This window comes from Microbacterium saccharophilum, assembly GCF_007992455.1.
Classification (GTDB): domain Bacteria; phylum Actinomycetota; class Actinomycetes; order Actinomycetales; family Microbacteriaceae; genus Microbacterium; species Microbacterium saccharophilum.
In genome coordinates this window covers 363,411-376,406 of sequence record NZ_BKAH01000001.1, presented here as the reverse complement: position 1 = coordinate 376,406, position 12,996 = coordinate 363,411, and the positions used below count along the sequence as shown (strand labels likewise).

Sequence of the window (12,996 nt, the reverse complement as noted above, 5' to 3'; positions counted from 1 at the left end):
CGAAATCGTCATGCGGACCCCCCGGACCGTTCATGGACGCGTACACGTGTGCGGCGACGGCGGCGCGACATCCAGTCTCCGCCGCGCGCGCGACGGGGTCGTTCCGAGCCCGTGAACAGCGTGTGACGATCGCCTGGATGCCGCTCGGTACTGTTGAGGCATGCCCGTCACGCTCCTCGGCGCCACCGAGATCCGCTCGCTCGCCGCCGACCTCGACGTGACCCCGACGAAGAAGCTCGGTCAGAACTTCGTCGTCGACGCCAACACCGTCCGCAAGATCGTGCACACCGCGCGCGTGACCGGCGCCGACCGCGTCGTGGAGGTCGGGCCCGGCCTCGGCTCGCTGACGCTCGCCATCCTGGAGACCGGAGCGATCGTCACGGCGGTCGAGATCGACCACCGGCTCGCCGCGCGCCTGCCCGGCACGGCCGCCGCGCACGGCGTCCCCGACGGCGCCCTCACCGTCGTCGACGCCGATGCGCTCCGCGTCACGGACCTTCCCGGTGACCCGAACGTCCTCGTGGCGAACCTGCCGTACAACGTCAGCGTGCCGGTCCTCCTCCACTTCATGGAGACGTTCCCGCACCTCGCGCGCGGTGTCGTCATGGTGCAGGCGGAGGTCGGCGAGCGCCTCGCCGCCCCACCCGGATCGAAGGTCTACGGCGCCCCCAGTGCGAAGGCGGCCTGGTACGGCCGCTGGCGTCTCGCCGGCACGGTCTCGCGTCAGGTGTTCTGGCCCGTCCCCAACGTCGACAGCGTCCTCGTCGCCTTCGAACGCGATCCGCAGCCACGGGGGAGCGAGGAGGAGCGCCTCGCGACCTTCCGCATCGTCGACGCGGCCTTCCAGCAGCGTCGCAAGATGCTCCGGCAGGCCCTCGCCGCCGTCCTCGGCGGCACCGCCGCCGACGCCGTCACAGTGCTGGAGGCCGCGGGGGTCGCACCCACGGCGCGCGGGGAAGAGCTCAGCATCGACGACTTCACGCGTATCGCAATCGCCGCGTGGCGTTCACCCGGCGTACAGGAAACCTCCCGGTAACATTGGCGCGACCGCGGATCGGCCCGCTCGATCCGTCCCGACGGGAAGGGAACCCATGCGCCGCGCCGAGCACCCGGCTGCCGAACGCATCCTGCTGCACATCAGCGACACCCATCTGCGGGCGGGAATCCCGCACCTGTTCGACAGCGTCGACGGGGCCGCCAGCCTGACGAGGGCCCTTGACGGGATCGAGGCCTCGGGTCTCCGTCCCGACGCGGTCGTCTTCACCGGCGACCTCGCCGACCTCGGCGAGCCTGCCGCGTACGGCGTCCTCCGCGCGCTCGTCGAACCGTTCGCGCAGCGCCTCGGCGCCCGCCTTCTCTGGGTGATGGGCAACCACGACGACCGCGCCGCGTTCCGGGCGCGCCTCCTCGACGACGACGGCAGCGCCGACCCGCTGCGTCCCGTCGACCGCGTCGACGAGCTCGACGGCCTCCGCGTCGTGACGCTCGACACCAGCGTCCCCGGACACCATCACGGCGAGGTCACGCCCGCGCAGCGGGAATGGCTGCGCGATGTGCTGGCCACCCCGGCTCCGCTCGGCACCATCCTCGCGATGCACCACCCGCCGATCCCCAGCGTCCTTCCGCTGGCCTCCACCGTCGAGCTGCGCGATCAGGCCGGCCTGGCCGAGATCATCCGCGGCACCGACGTGCGCGGCATCATCGCGGGTCACCTGCATTACTCCACGTTCGCGACGTTCGCCGGTGTCCCCGTGTCGGTCGCCTCCTCGACCTGCTACGCGCAGGACCTCACGGTCCCCGTCGGCGGCACGAGGCCGCAGGACGGTGCGCAGGCGTTCAACCTCGTGCACGTCTACGACGACACGATCGTGCACTCTGTCGTACCGATCGACGCGCCCCGGCCGCTCGAGCACATCGACGCGGGCGAAGCCCTCCGGCGCCTTCAGGCCGCCGGCATCCAGACGTCGCTCAGCGCGTCGCGGATTGCTCCGCCGACCGAGCCGCTGACCGTGCTGCGCTGACGTCCGCGGCCTCCCACGGCGGCCGCGCCGGGAACAGGCGCTCCAGGAGCGACGTGACCGCGCGCACCCGCACCTTCTCGGGCACCTCGGTCTCGCCCCCGTCGTTGAGGCAGAACATGTCGACGTCCTTGCGGTTCGCGAGGCGCTCCATGCGGCCGAGCGACGCCGCGGCGGTCGTCTGGTAGTACCGCACGCGCGGCGCCGTCGACGCGATCGCGCGCCCGGTCGCCTGCGCGTAGTAGTGGTACAGGCAGTTCGTCACCGACACGTCGGTGGCCGACCGGAACCGGGATGCCGCCGTGCGGGCGATCTCCTCCGGGAATTCCCGCTCGAGTTCGAACATGACGCTCCGCCGCAGCGGCGCCGCGCAGTGCTCCAGGTCGCGCACGATCGTCCGGCCGAACCGCTCCTGCAGCAGCGCGCGGTTCACGCGCAGCGCATTGTCGTGGCCGCTGCGCGCGACGCGGGTCGGACCCGTCCCGATGCGCACGTCGCACTCGACGAACGACGAGATCCCCGCGGGGGAGAAGAACAGCTCCGGCGCGACGGGACGACCGAAGAACATGTCGTCGTTGGAGTACAGGAAGTGCTCCGACAGCCCCTCGATGCGGTGCAGCTGCGATTCGACGGCGTGCGAGTTGTGCGTGGGCAGCACCGACGGGTCGGCGAAGAACTCCTCGCTCCGCACGATCGTCACGCGCGGGTGGTCCACGAGCCACGCCGGGGCGGGGGAGTCGGTCGCGATGAAGATGCGGCGCACCCACGGGGCGTACATGTAGACGCTGCGCAGGGCGTAGCGCAGCTCGTCGACATGGCGGTAGCGGGCGGGCCCGGCATCGCCCTCGCCGACGACGTACTCGGACAGCTGCGCCGCCCGCTGACGCTGGAAGTCCGTCGACGACCCGTCGACCCAGGAGAAGACCATGTCGATCTCCCCGGTGAACTCGCCCGGGTGCGGGTCGAACATGCCGCCGACGGTCCGCCACGTGCGGCCGTAGCGCTCCACGGTGCCGGCGGAGAGGTCTTCGGCGGGGAAGGTGCGGCGCGTGAGCGCGTTCGCGTGCGGGGCCTCGACGAGCTCCTCGCCGAACCGCCAGAACTCCAGCCGCGCACCGTACGACGCGCCGTACCGGAGCCCGCCGGTGCGCGCGACGCGCGGCCGGAAGACGCGGACCGCGGAGGGCCCGGTCGCTGTGCCGGCGAACTCCATCGCGGGAACGGCCGAACCGGTCGTGGGCTTGATGTAGAGCGGCTCGTCCGCGCCGCGCGCCGCCAGGGCCGTCATGGCCCGGTCGCGGTCGGCGATGTCGACGACGAGGGCGGGCACATCGGAGGTGTGCCGGATGAGGAGGTGCGCCACACCGGCGCCGTCGAGGGCGTCTGCCGTCAGCAGCAGGTCGGCGATGCGCGCCTGACCGGGGGTGACGTCGTCGTGCGCGAGGTGCAGCATCCCGCGGTGCAGGACGATGTCGTCGCGTTCGAGCAGAGCCGCCCAGAGGTCGGGCTGGGCGGGAAGGGCGGAAAGACGCGCCATGGATGCCTCCGTTCGATGTATCGGGTTCACATGCGGAACCACGGGGTTACGGTGACGTTTCCGGGACACGCGTATGGGACGGCGGATACGCTGGGACGGTGACCGACGATGACCGCTTCCCGCCTACGCGGGGAGGAGACCTGCACCGACCCTACACCGCCGCAGACGGGCGCTACCTGGGAGCTTCCTTCCGACAGGTGGGCGACAGCGGCCTGTATCTGCCGCCGATCTCGCTCGGTCTGTGGTGGAACTTCGGTGACAACATCCCGTTCGACGACCAGCGCGCGCTGCTCCGCCACGCGTTCGATCGGGGCATCACGCACTTCGACCTGGCGAACAACTACGGACCCCCGTACGGGTCGGCGGAGACGAACTTCGGCCGCATGATGCGGGAGGACTTCGCCCCCTACCGCGACGAGCTGATCGTCTCGTCCAAGGCCGGCTGGGACATGTGGCCCGGCCCGTACGGGACGCAGGGGTCGCGCAAGTACCTGCTTGCGAGCGCCGACCAGTCACTGCAGCGGATGGGCCTGGACTACGTCGACATCTTCTACTCGCACCGCGTCGACACCGTCACGCCGATCGAGGAGACCATCGGCGCCCTCGACACCCTCGTACGGCAGGGGAAGGCCCTCTACGTCGGCATCTCCTCGTACAGCGCCGAGCGCACGGCCGCGGCCAAGGCCGTCGCCCGTGACCTCGGCACGCCGCTCGTCATCCACCAGCCGGCGTACTCGATCCTCAACCGCTGGGTCGAGGACGGCCTGACCGGCGTGCTCCGCCAGGAGGGGATGGGCGCGATCGCGTTCACGCCGCTCGCGCAGGGCCTCCTCACCGACAAGTACCTCGGCGACGGCACCGCCGAGCGCGCCCAGCAGCGCTCCTCGCTGCCGGGCGGCCGGCTCAGCGACCACGGCCTGTCGGCGCTGCGCAGCCTCGACGTCATCGCGAAGGAGCGCGGGCAGACCCTCGCGCAGATGGCGATCCAGTGGGTGCTCCGCGACCCGGTGGTCGCCTCGGCCCTCATCGGCGCATCCCGCCCGGCGCAGCTGGACGAGAACCTCGCGGCCCTGCACGGCCCCGCGTTCGACACGGCGGAGCTCGAGCGGATCGACGCCCTCTCGGACAGCATCGAGGTCGACCTCTGGGCGGACTCGGCGACCGCGTGAGCCTCCTCGGTGTCCGCGACCGGGTGCACGTGCGTGCCCCCGGAAAGCTCAACGTCTTCTTCGACGTCGGCGACGTGCAGGACGACGGGTACCACGACGTCGCGTCGGTCTACCAGGCCGTCTCGGCCTACGAGGATGTCATCGCCACCCCGGCCGACGACTTCCGCGTCACCGTGACCGGCGCCGTGGACGTCCGCGATGTGCCGCTGGATGACCGGAACCTCGCCGTCCGCGCCGCGCGGATGGTCGCCCGCGAGCTCGACCAGCCCGGCGGCGTGCACCTCGAGCTGCGCAAGGGCGTGCCGGTCGCCGGCGGCATGGGCGGCGGGTCCGCGGACGCGGCCGCGGCCCTCGTCGCGTGCGACGCGCTGTGGGACGGGGGCCTGTCGTCGGCCCGCCTGCACGAGTTCGCCGCCCGGCTCGGCGCCGACGTCCCCTTCGCCCTCCTGGGCGGCACCGCCGTCGGCACGGGTCGCGGCGACGAGCTCGCCCCCGCGCTCGCCCGCGGCCGGTTCGACTGGGTCCTCGTGACGAACGCGGAGGGTCTGTCCACGCCGACCGTCTACGCCGAGCTCGACCGTCTGCGGGCGCAGCCCGACATCACGCCGCCGCGCGGGACGCCCGCCGTCGACCCTGCGGTGCTGCAGGCGCTGCGCGCCGGCGACCCGGTCGCCCTGGCCGCCGCGGTCCGCAACGACCTGCAGGCCGCGGCCTGCCACCTGCGTCCCGAGCTGAACACGCTCATCGAGACCGGCGTCGGCTACGGCGCGCTCGCCGGTCTCGTGTCCGGCTCCGGCCCCACGGTCGCCTTCCTCGCGGCCTCCGACGCCGCGGCCCGCGACCTCCGCGCCGACCTCGTCGCGGCCGGTCACGACGTCCTGCATGTCCACGGCCCCGTGGCCGGAGCGAAGGTGGTGTCCTTCACATGACCGATACCTGGCAGCAGGCCCCCGTCGACGAGGCGTCCCGCCAAGGCCTCCACGACCGCGGCCTGGACTACCGCACCGTCGCCGGAGACGAGGTCGACGGCTGGCTGCAGTCCGTGGCCCGAGGTTTCCAGGACGGCGAGCGCACCGCCGCCCACATCGCGGCCGGCCGCGACCGCAACGCCGGCAAGCGACTCACCGGCGTGTACGACCCCGCCGCCCCGGCCGCCGCATCCGCCGGGCCCGTCGCGACGATCGCGTCCTGGATCGGCGACCTCACCCTCCCCGGGGAGACGGCGGTCCCGGCGTGTGCGATCAGCGCCGTCACCGTCTCCCCGACGCATCGTCGTCGCGGCGTCGCCCGTGCGCTGCTGGAGGGCGAGCTGCGCACGGCCGCCGCGCAGGGGCTTCCCGCCGCGATGCTCACCGTGTCCGAATCCACGCTCTACGGGCGGTACGGCTTCGGCGTCGCGACGGAGAGCGCCGACCTGAAGATCGACACCAAGCGGGCGAACTGGATCGGACCCCGCCCGGAGGGGCGCGTCGACTTCGTCACCCGCGCCCACGCGAAGGACCTCATCGCGCGGCTGCACGAGCGCACCCGCCGGGAGGCCCCCGGCGAGATCGCGCTGCCGCCGGGGCACGAGGACCGCTTCACCGGCACGGCACCCGACGCGCACGAGGGCGGGGACGTGCGCTGCGTGCAGTACACCGACCCGTCCGGCGCCGTCCGCGGCGTCCTCGCGTACCGCATCCGCTCCCACCAGGACGATTTCACGAAGGGCACCGCGGTGCTCTCCCGGCTCGTTGCCGACGGTGCCGACGCGTACGCGGCCCTCTGGCGGTTCGTCCTCGAGCTCGACCTCGTCGGCGAGGTGCACGCGGATCTCGCCGCCACCGACGAGCCGGTGCTGTGGATGATCGACGACCGGCGCGCGGCCACCGTGACCGTCCGCGACCACCAGTACGTCCGCATCCTGGACATCCCGGCCGTCCTCGGCTCGCGGCGCTACGACGCGCCCGGCGCCGTCCTGCTCGACGTCGAAGACCCGCTCGACCTCGCCGGCGGGCGGTTCCTCCTCGAGGTCGACGCCGACGGCCGCGGCGCGGTCTCCCGGGCGGAGGGCGCCGCGCCCGCGGGCGTCCCGCACGTGCGGCTCGGCATCGCAGAGCTGTCCGCAGCCTGCCTGGGCGGCGTGTCGCTGCTGACGCTTTCCCGCGCCGGACGCGTGCAGGGGGCGGATGCCGCCGCCGCGCGTCTGCTGTCCTGGCACGTCGCACCGCGACTGAGCATCTGGTATTGACCCGCCCGGTTCAGGCTTCCAGGCGGTCGCCGAGCTCCAGCCACTCGTCCTCGAGCCGGCCGATCTCCTCGGTCAGCTCGTCGCGCCGCCGGTACAGCCCGGTCAGGTGGTCGTACCCGGCATCCTGACTCGACGTCAGCTCGACGTCCAGCGTCCCGATCTCCTTCTGCAGCCGCGCGATCCGTCGCTCGAGGGCGGACTGCTCCTTCTCCGCCAGGCGGCGATCCGCGCCGGACAGGCCGGGCGCCGACGCCGAGGACGCAGCGGAGGCGACGGGGGTGACGCTGTCCTGCGCGCGGCGCAGCCGCAGGTACTCGTCGACGCCGCCGGGCAGGTGCCGGAGACGTCCGTCGAGGATCGCGAACTGCTGGTCGGTGACGCGCTCGAGGAAGTACCGGTCGTGCGAGACGACGAGGAGGGTCCCCGCCCACGAGTCCAGCAGGTCCTCGATCGCGCCGAGCATGTCGGTGTCGAGGTCGTTGGTGGGCTCGTCGAGGATGAGCACGTTCGGCTGGTCGAGCAGGATCAGCAGCAGCTGCAGGCGTCGCTTCTGCCCACCGGAGAGGTCCTTCACGGGCGTGGACAGCTGCTCCGAGGAGAACCCCATCCGCTCCAGCAGCTGACCGGGGGTGAGGTCCTGCGCCTTCGAGCCCGTCCCGATCGTATAGCTCGTGCGGAGCCGGGAGATGACGACGCGCACCGGGTCTGCCATGTGCTCGTCGAGCTCGTCCATCCGCTGCGTGAGAGTCGCGACCTTCACCGTCTTGCCGCGCTTCACGCGGCCGGCGGTCGGCTCGACGGTGCCGGAGACAAGACCCAGGAGCGTCGACTTGCCGGCCCCGTTCACGCCCAGGATGCCGGTGCGCTCGCCGGGCGCGATCCGCCACTCGACATCCCGCAGCACCGCGCGCTCGCCGTAGGAGACGCCGACGTCGAGGAGGTCCACGACATCCTTGCCCAGCCGCGAGACGGCGAGGGACTGCAGCGACACGCGGTCGCGGATCTCCGGCACATCCGCGATGAGCGCGTTGGCCGCGTCGATCCGGAACTTCGGCTTCGACGTGCGGGCGGGCGCCCCGCGCCGCAGCCAGGCGAGCTCCTTGCGGGCGATGTTCTGCCGGCGCGCCTCGATCGTGGCGGCCTGCCGGTCGCGCTCGACGCGCTGCAGGATGTACGCGGCGTACCCGCCCTCGAACGGCTCCACGAGACGGTCGTGCACCTCCCACGTCGCGGTGCACACCTCGTCGAGGAACCACCGGTCGTGCGTGACGACGAGGAGCCCCCCGGAGCCCGCGCTCCACCGGCGCTTCAGGTGCTCCGCGAGCCAGGCGATGCCCTCGACGTCGAGATGGTTCGTCGGCTCGTCGAGGAACAGCACATCCCAGTCGCCGGTGAGGAGGCGCGCCAGCGCGACGCGGCGCCGCTGCCCGCCGGAGAGCGAGGAGAGCGGCGCATCCCACGGCAGGTCGCCGACGAGCCCCGAGATGACCTCGCGCACGCGGGCGTCCCCGGCCCACTCGTGCTCGGGGATGTCGCCGACGACCGCGTTGCCGACGGTGTCGTCGTCGTCGAGCGTCTCGGCCTGGTCGAGGACGCCGACGGTCACCCCGCCGCGCACCGTCACGCGGCCGGCGTCCGGTGCCTGCAGGCCCGCGAGCATGCGCAGCAGGCTGGACTTGCCGTCGCCGTTGCGGCCGACGACCCCGATGCGGTCGCCTTCGTCCACGCCCAGCGAGACGGAGTCGAAGACGACGCGGGTCGGAAATTCGAGGTGCAGGGCCTCGGCCCCCAGAAGATGCGCCATGTCCCTCCCAGCGTAGAGGGCGCTCAGGTGTCGAAGCTGAGACTCAGCTTCCGCAGGAGGCCCGCGAGGCGGTCGCTGTCCGAGCGCGACAGGACGCCGAGCAGCAGCGCCTCGGCGTCGACGAGGCGCGTGATCGCGGCATCCACGCGCGTGCGGCCCTCCTCGGTGAGGGTCACGAGGATGCTGCGCCCGTCGCCGGGATCGGCTTCGCGGCGCACGAGCCGGCGGCCCACGAGCCGGTCGATGCGGTTCGTCATGGTGCCGCTGGAGACGAGCGTCTGCTGCAGCAGCTGCTTCGGGCTCAGCTGATACGGCTCCCCGGCGCGGCGGAGCGCCGAGAGCACATCCCACTCCCACGGCTCCAGGTCGCTGCGCCGGAACGCCTCGCGGCGCGCACGGTCGAGGTGCCGGGAGAGCCGGTCGACGCGGGAGAGGACCTCGAGCGGGGAGAAGTCCAGGTCGGGGCGCTGCCGGCCCCATGCCTCGACGATCCGGTCGACTTCGTCATGCTCGCTGGTCACCCGGCCATTATCGCGAAGGGGCATGGACCTCCGCGCCGACGCCTGTTACTGTGACCGGTAACAGGCGGGGTGGACGGTGGCGTCGACCCGCGATCGAAGGGGATCGACAGCATGCGCGCACGACTCACATGGCGGATGACGGCCGTCACGGCCGCCCTCGCACTCGGGCTCGGGACGCTCGCGGCGCCCGCCGCGGCAGACGACGGGCCGGTCCAGGCCGGCATCGTCGTGCAGAAGGTCGAGAATCTCCCCGCCGACTTCATCAACGGCGTCGACGTGTCGTCCGTGCTGTCGCTGGAGGAGTCCGGCGTGGTGTTCCGGGATGACGCGGGGCAGCCCGCCGACCTGTTCGACGTGCTGGCCGATCACGGCATCACCGACGTGCGCGTGCGCGTGTGGAACGATCCCTTCGACGCGGACGGGAACGGCTACGGCGGCGGGAACGTCGGCGTCGACCGCGCCGTGCAGATCGGGGAGCGCGCGACGGCCGCGGGACTGGGCGTCCTCGTCGACTTCCACTACTCCGACTTCTGGGCCGACCCCGGCAAGCAGAAGGCGCCCAAGGCGTGGGCCGGGCTGTCCGTGGCGGACACCGCCGCCGCCGTCGGGGCGTTCACGACCGACGCGCTCGAGCAGTTCGCCGCCGCCGGCGTGGACGTGCGGATGGTGCAGGTCGGCAACGAGACCAACAACGCCGTCGCCGGGGTCACGGGCTTCGCGAACATGGCGCAGATCTTCTCGGCGGGCTCCGCCGCCGTCCGCGCCGTCTTCGCGGACGCCCTCGTCGCCGTGCACTTCACCAACCCCGAGACGACCGGGCGCTACGCCGGGTACGCCGCGAACCTGCAGACCTACGGCGTGGACTACGACGTCTTCGCGTCGTCGTACTACCCGTACTGGCACGGCACGCTCGGCAACCTCACGCGCGTCCTGTCCCAGGTGGCATCCACGTACGGCAAGAAGGTCATGGTCGCCGAGACCTCGTGGGCGCGCACGCTGGAGGAGGGCGACGGGCACGGCAACACGATCGACCTGCCGGGCGAGGCCACGCAGTACCCCCTCAGCGTCCAGGGGCAGGCGACCGCCGTCCGTGACGTCATCCAGGCCGTCGTCGACGTCGGCGCGGCCGGCATCGGCGTCTTCTACTGGGAGCCGGCGTGGCTGCCGGTCGGCCCGGCCGCACAGCTCGAGCAGAACAGGCTGCTGTGGGAGGAGTTCGGCTCCGGCTGGGCATCCAGCTACGCGGCCGAATACGACCCCGACGACGCCGGCGAATGGTACGGCGGCTCCGCGTGGGAGAACCAGGCCATCTTCGCGTACGACGGCACGCCCGTGGAGTCCCTCAACGTCTTCGCCTACGCCCGCACCGGCGCCGTCGCGCCGCGCGAGGTGACCGCGGTCGAGAACCCCGCCGTCGATCTCGTCGACGGCGCCCCCATCACGCTGCCGGCCACCGTGGGGATCACCTACAACGACGGCTCCACCGAGCAGGAGGCGGTGACGTGGTCGGAGGCCGCCGCGTACATCTCCGGCCAGGGCGTCTACGAGATCTCCGGCGAGACGGCATCCGGTCACGCCACGACCGCCACCGTCACCGTCCGCGCCGTCAACCATCTTCGGAACCCCGGCTTCGAGGACGCCGACGTGTCGATGTGGACGCGCACGGGCGCCGCCCTCACGCTGCGCGCCACGGACGACCCGCACTCCGGCACGCGCTCCGCGCACTTCTACTCCGGCTCGGCGTACTCCTTCACGCTGTCGCAGCAGGTCACCGGGCTCGACGCCGGGTCGTACACGGCATCCGTCGCAGTCCAGGGCGACGGGGAGGATGCCGCCAGCACGCTGCGCCTGAGCCTCGCCGCGACCGGCGGTGCCACCGCGACGACGCCGCTCGAGCTCAACGGGTGGCGCACCTGGCACACGCCGACAACGGATGCCGTGACGGTCCCGGCCGGCGGCACCGCCACCGTGACGATCACCGCCACCCTGCCCGCCGGTGCGTGGGGGACGGTCGATGACATCGTGCTGTCGCGCGCCGCCGCCGCTCCGGCGGACACGTCGGCACTGCAGGCCGCCGTCGACCGGGCGGAGGCACTGGACCGCAGCATCATCACGCCCGCCTCGCTCGCCGGGCTCGACGACGCCCTCGAGATCGCCGGCGTCGTGCTGGCCTCGGCGGCCCCCGCCGCGGACAAGGTCGCCGCCGCGCTCGCCCGCCTGGAAGGAGCCCTCGACGACCTCGAGCTGGTGGGGGAGGAGCCGGCGCCCGTCGTCCTCCCCGTCGAGGTCACGGTCGTGGAGGGCGAGCCGGTCGACCTTCCCGCCACCGTCCAGGTGCGTCGCTGGAACGGCGCCCTCGACGAGCAGGACGTCCGGTGGTCGGACGCGGTGGACTGGATCCACGGCGCCGGCGCCTACACCGTCACGGGGACGACCGAGGACGGCCTCGCCGCCCGCGCCACGGTGACCGTGACGCCCCGCCAGTGGGTGCAGAACCCCGGCTTCGAGGCCGCGGACACGTCCATGTGGGAGGTCACCGGCACGGGCGCCTCCATCGGGGCGACGGCCGACGCGGCCGCCGGCGCGCGCGCCGTCAGCTTCTGGAGCGACACGCCCTACACGTTCGCGGTCACGCAGCGGATCACCGGCGTCACCCCGGGCACCTACGCGCTCTCCGCCACGACGCAGGGCGACGGGGAAGCCGCCGGCGACCGGCTGACACTCGCCGCTACCACCACGGCCGGCACCGCGACGGCGCCGCTGGCGCTGGACGGCTGGCAGGCGTCGCGGACGGGCACGACGCCCGCGGTCACGGTCGAGGCCGACGGCTCCCTCACGGTCGCGGTCCGGGGCACCCTGTCCGCCGGCGCGTGGGGCACGATCGACGAGGTGCGGCTCACCCGCGCCGGCGACCGGGTCGACACCGCCGCCCTCGCCGCCGCCGCCGATGCGCTCGCCGCGCTCGACGCCGCCGACTACACCGACTGGTCCTACGCCCCCGTCGGCGCAGCCCTCGAGAAGGCCCGGATCGTCGTGGCCGCCGACTGGCCGAGCGCACAGCTCGTCGCCGACGCCACGGCGCTCCTCGCCGAGGTGCGGGCGGGACTGGTCCGGACGGATGCCGACACGGCCACCGCGGCGCCGGCGAAGGGCGTCCTCTCGCACGACAACGGGTGGGACACCGGTCTCCTGGACGGCGACTACCGCATCACCATGAACCTGTGGTGGGGACAGAACGCCTCGTCGCTCCGCCTCTACGAGAACGGCGTGTTCGTCACGGCGGTGCCGCTGACCTATAACGGGATGACGGCGCAGAAGGCCGTCATCCCGGTCACGGGCCGCGGCAACGGCACCTACCGGTACACCGCGGTGCTCGCCAACACGGCGGGGGAGACCACCCTCGCCCCCCTCACCGTCACGGTGACGGCGGCGAACCCCGGCACCCCCGTGCTCAGCCACGACAACCACGACCGGGACGGCGCGTACACCGTGACGGCGAACATGTGGTGGGGGACCAACGCGACCTCGTACCGCTTCTACGCCGACGGGGTCCTCGTGTCCGAGGGGACGCTCACCGCACGGACCCCCGCCGCGCAGACGGCGAACCTCGCCGTCACCGGCGCCACGCAGGGCACGCACGTGTACCGCGTCGAGTTCCGCAATGCCGCCGGGGCCACCTCCAGCGCCCCGCTGACGGTGAAGGTCACCCGGTAGCGC

The 12,996-nt window shown here is 72.8% G+C and carries 9 protein-coding genes; 6 read left to right on the top strand and 3 right to left on the bottom strand.

The genetic code is table 11. From position 1 onward, the window contains the following. Positions 1 to 160 precede the first annotated feature (160 nt). Positions 161 to 1,036, top strand: coding sequence for a 16S rRNA (adenine(1518)-N(6)/adenine(1519)-N(6))-dimethyltransferase RsmA (rsmA, locus tag MSA03_RS01885; RefSeq protein WP_028495151.1), 876 nt, complete (start codon positions 161 to 163; stop codon positions 1,034 to 1,036). 55 nt (positions 1,037 to 1,091) lie between these two features. Then, on the top strand, positions 1,092 to 2,021 hold the full coding sequence (locus MSA03_RS01880; protein ID WP_028495152.1) for a phosphodiesterase: 930 nt from the start codon (positions 1,092 to 1,094) through the stop codon (positions 2,019 to 2,021). Here MSA03_RS01880 and MSA03_RS01875 read toward each other — a convergent pair. After that, a complete protein-coding gene (locus MSA03_RS01875; RefSeq protein WP_028495153.1) occupies positions 1,969 to 3,555 on the bottom strand; it encodes a stealth family protein in 1,587 nt (528 codons plus the stop codon). The two genes, MSA03_RS01880 and MSA03_RS01875, sit on opposite strands and share 53 nt — an antisense overlap. A 98-nt stretch (positions 3,556 to 3,653) precedes the next feature. Here MSA03_RS01875 and MSA03_RS01870 point away from each other — a divergent pair, with 98 nt between their 5' ends. The 3 genes from MSA03_RS01870 to MSA03_RS01860 are packed head-to-tail and all read left to right on the top strand — an operon-like array spanning position 3,654 to position 6,954. Continuing rightward, complete coding sequence (locus tag MSA03_RS01870; protein WP_147049421.1) at positions 3,654 to 4,724, top strand: aldo/keto reductase; 1,071 nt, start codon at positions 3,654 to 3,656, stop codon at positions 4,722 to 4,724. Beyond that, positions 4,721 to 5,653 carry a 4-(cytidine 5'-diphospho)-2-C-methyl-D-erythritol kinase gene (locus MSA03_RS01865; RefSeq protein ID WP_036272169.1) on the top strand — a complete coding sequence of 311 codons (933 nt, stop codon included), beginning with the start codon at positions 4,721 to 4,723 and terminating at the stop codon, positions 5,651 to 5,653. Before MSA03_RS01870 ends, MSA03_RS01865 begins: the two co-directional genes overlap by 4 nt. Continuing rightward, positions 5,650 to 6,954, top strand: coding sequence for a GNAT family N-acetyltransferase (locus MSA03_RS01860; protein WP_147049420.1), 1,305 nt, complete (start codon positions 5,650 to 5,652; stop codon positions 6,952 to 6,954). Before MSA03_RS01865 ends, MSA03_RS01860 begins: the two co-directional genes overlap by 4 nt. Before the next feature lie 10 nt (positions 6,955 to 6,964). Here MSA03_RS01860 and MSA03_RS01855 read toward each other — a convergent pair whose 3' ends face one another. Next, complete coding sequence (locus MSA03_RS01855) at positions 6,965 to 8,758, bottom strand: ABC-F family ATP-binding cassette domain-containing protein (protein WP_028495157.1); 1,794 nt, start codon at positions 8,756 to 8,758, stop codon at positions 6,965 to 6,967. Between the two features lie 23 nt (positions 8,759 to 8,781). After that, complete coding sequence (locus tag MSA03_RS01850; RefSeq protein WP_028495158.1) at positions 8,782 to 9,279, bottom strand: MarR family winged helix-turn-helix transcriptional regulator; 498 nt, start codon at positions 9,277 to 9,279, stop codon at positions 8,782 to 8,784. Between the two features lie 111 nt (positions 9,280 to 9,390). Here MSA03_RS01850 and MSA03_RS01845 point away from each other — a divergent pair, with 111 nt between their 5' ends. Then, positions 9,391 to 12,993, top strand: a complete 3,603-nt coding sequence (locus MSA03_RS01845) for a glycosyl hydrolase 53 family protein (RefSeq protein ID WP_174799829.1) — start codon at positions 9,391 to 9,393, stop codon at positions 12,991 to 12,993. Positions 12,994 to 12,996: the final 3 nt, after the last annotated feature.

Excerpts from the sequence above, each read along its gene's own strand:
- rsmA (WP_028495151.1), top strand. The coding sequence starts at position 161 with ATGCCCGTCACGCTCCTCGGCGCCACCGAGATCCGCTCGCTCGCCGCC.
- MSA03_RS01880 (WP_028495152.1), top strand. The coding sequence starts at position 1,092 with ATGCGCCGCGCCGAGCACCCGGCTGCCGAACGCATCCTGCTGCACATC.
- MSA03_RS01875 (WP_028495153.1), bottom strand. The coding sequence starts at position 3,555 with ATGGCGCGTCTTTCCGCCCTTCCCGCCCAGCCCGACCTCTGGGCGGCT.
- MSA03_RS01860 (WP_147049420.1), top strand. The coding sequence starts at position 5,650 with ATGACCGATACCTGGCAGCAGGCCCCCGTCGACGAGGCGTCCCGCCAA.
- MSA03_RS01855 (WP_028495157.1), bottom strand. The coding sequence starts at position 8,758 with ATGGCGCATCTTCTGGGGGCCGAGGCCCTGCACCTCGAATTTCCGACC.
- MSA03_RS01845 (WP_174799829.1), top strand. The coding sequence starts at position 9,391 with ATGCGCGCACGACTCACATGGCGGATGACGGCCGTCACGGCCGCCCTC.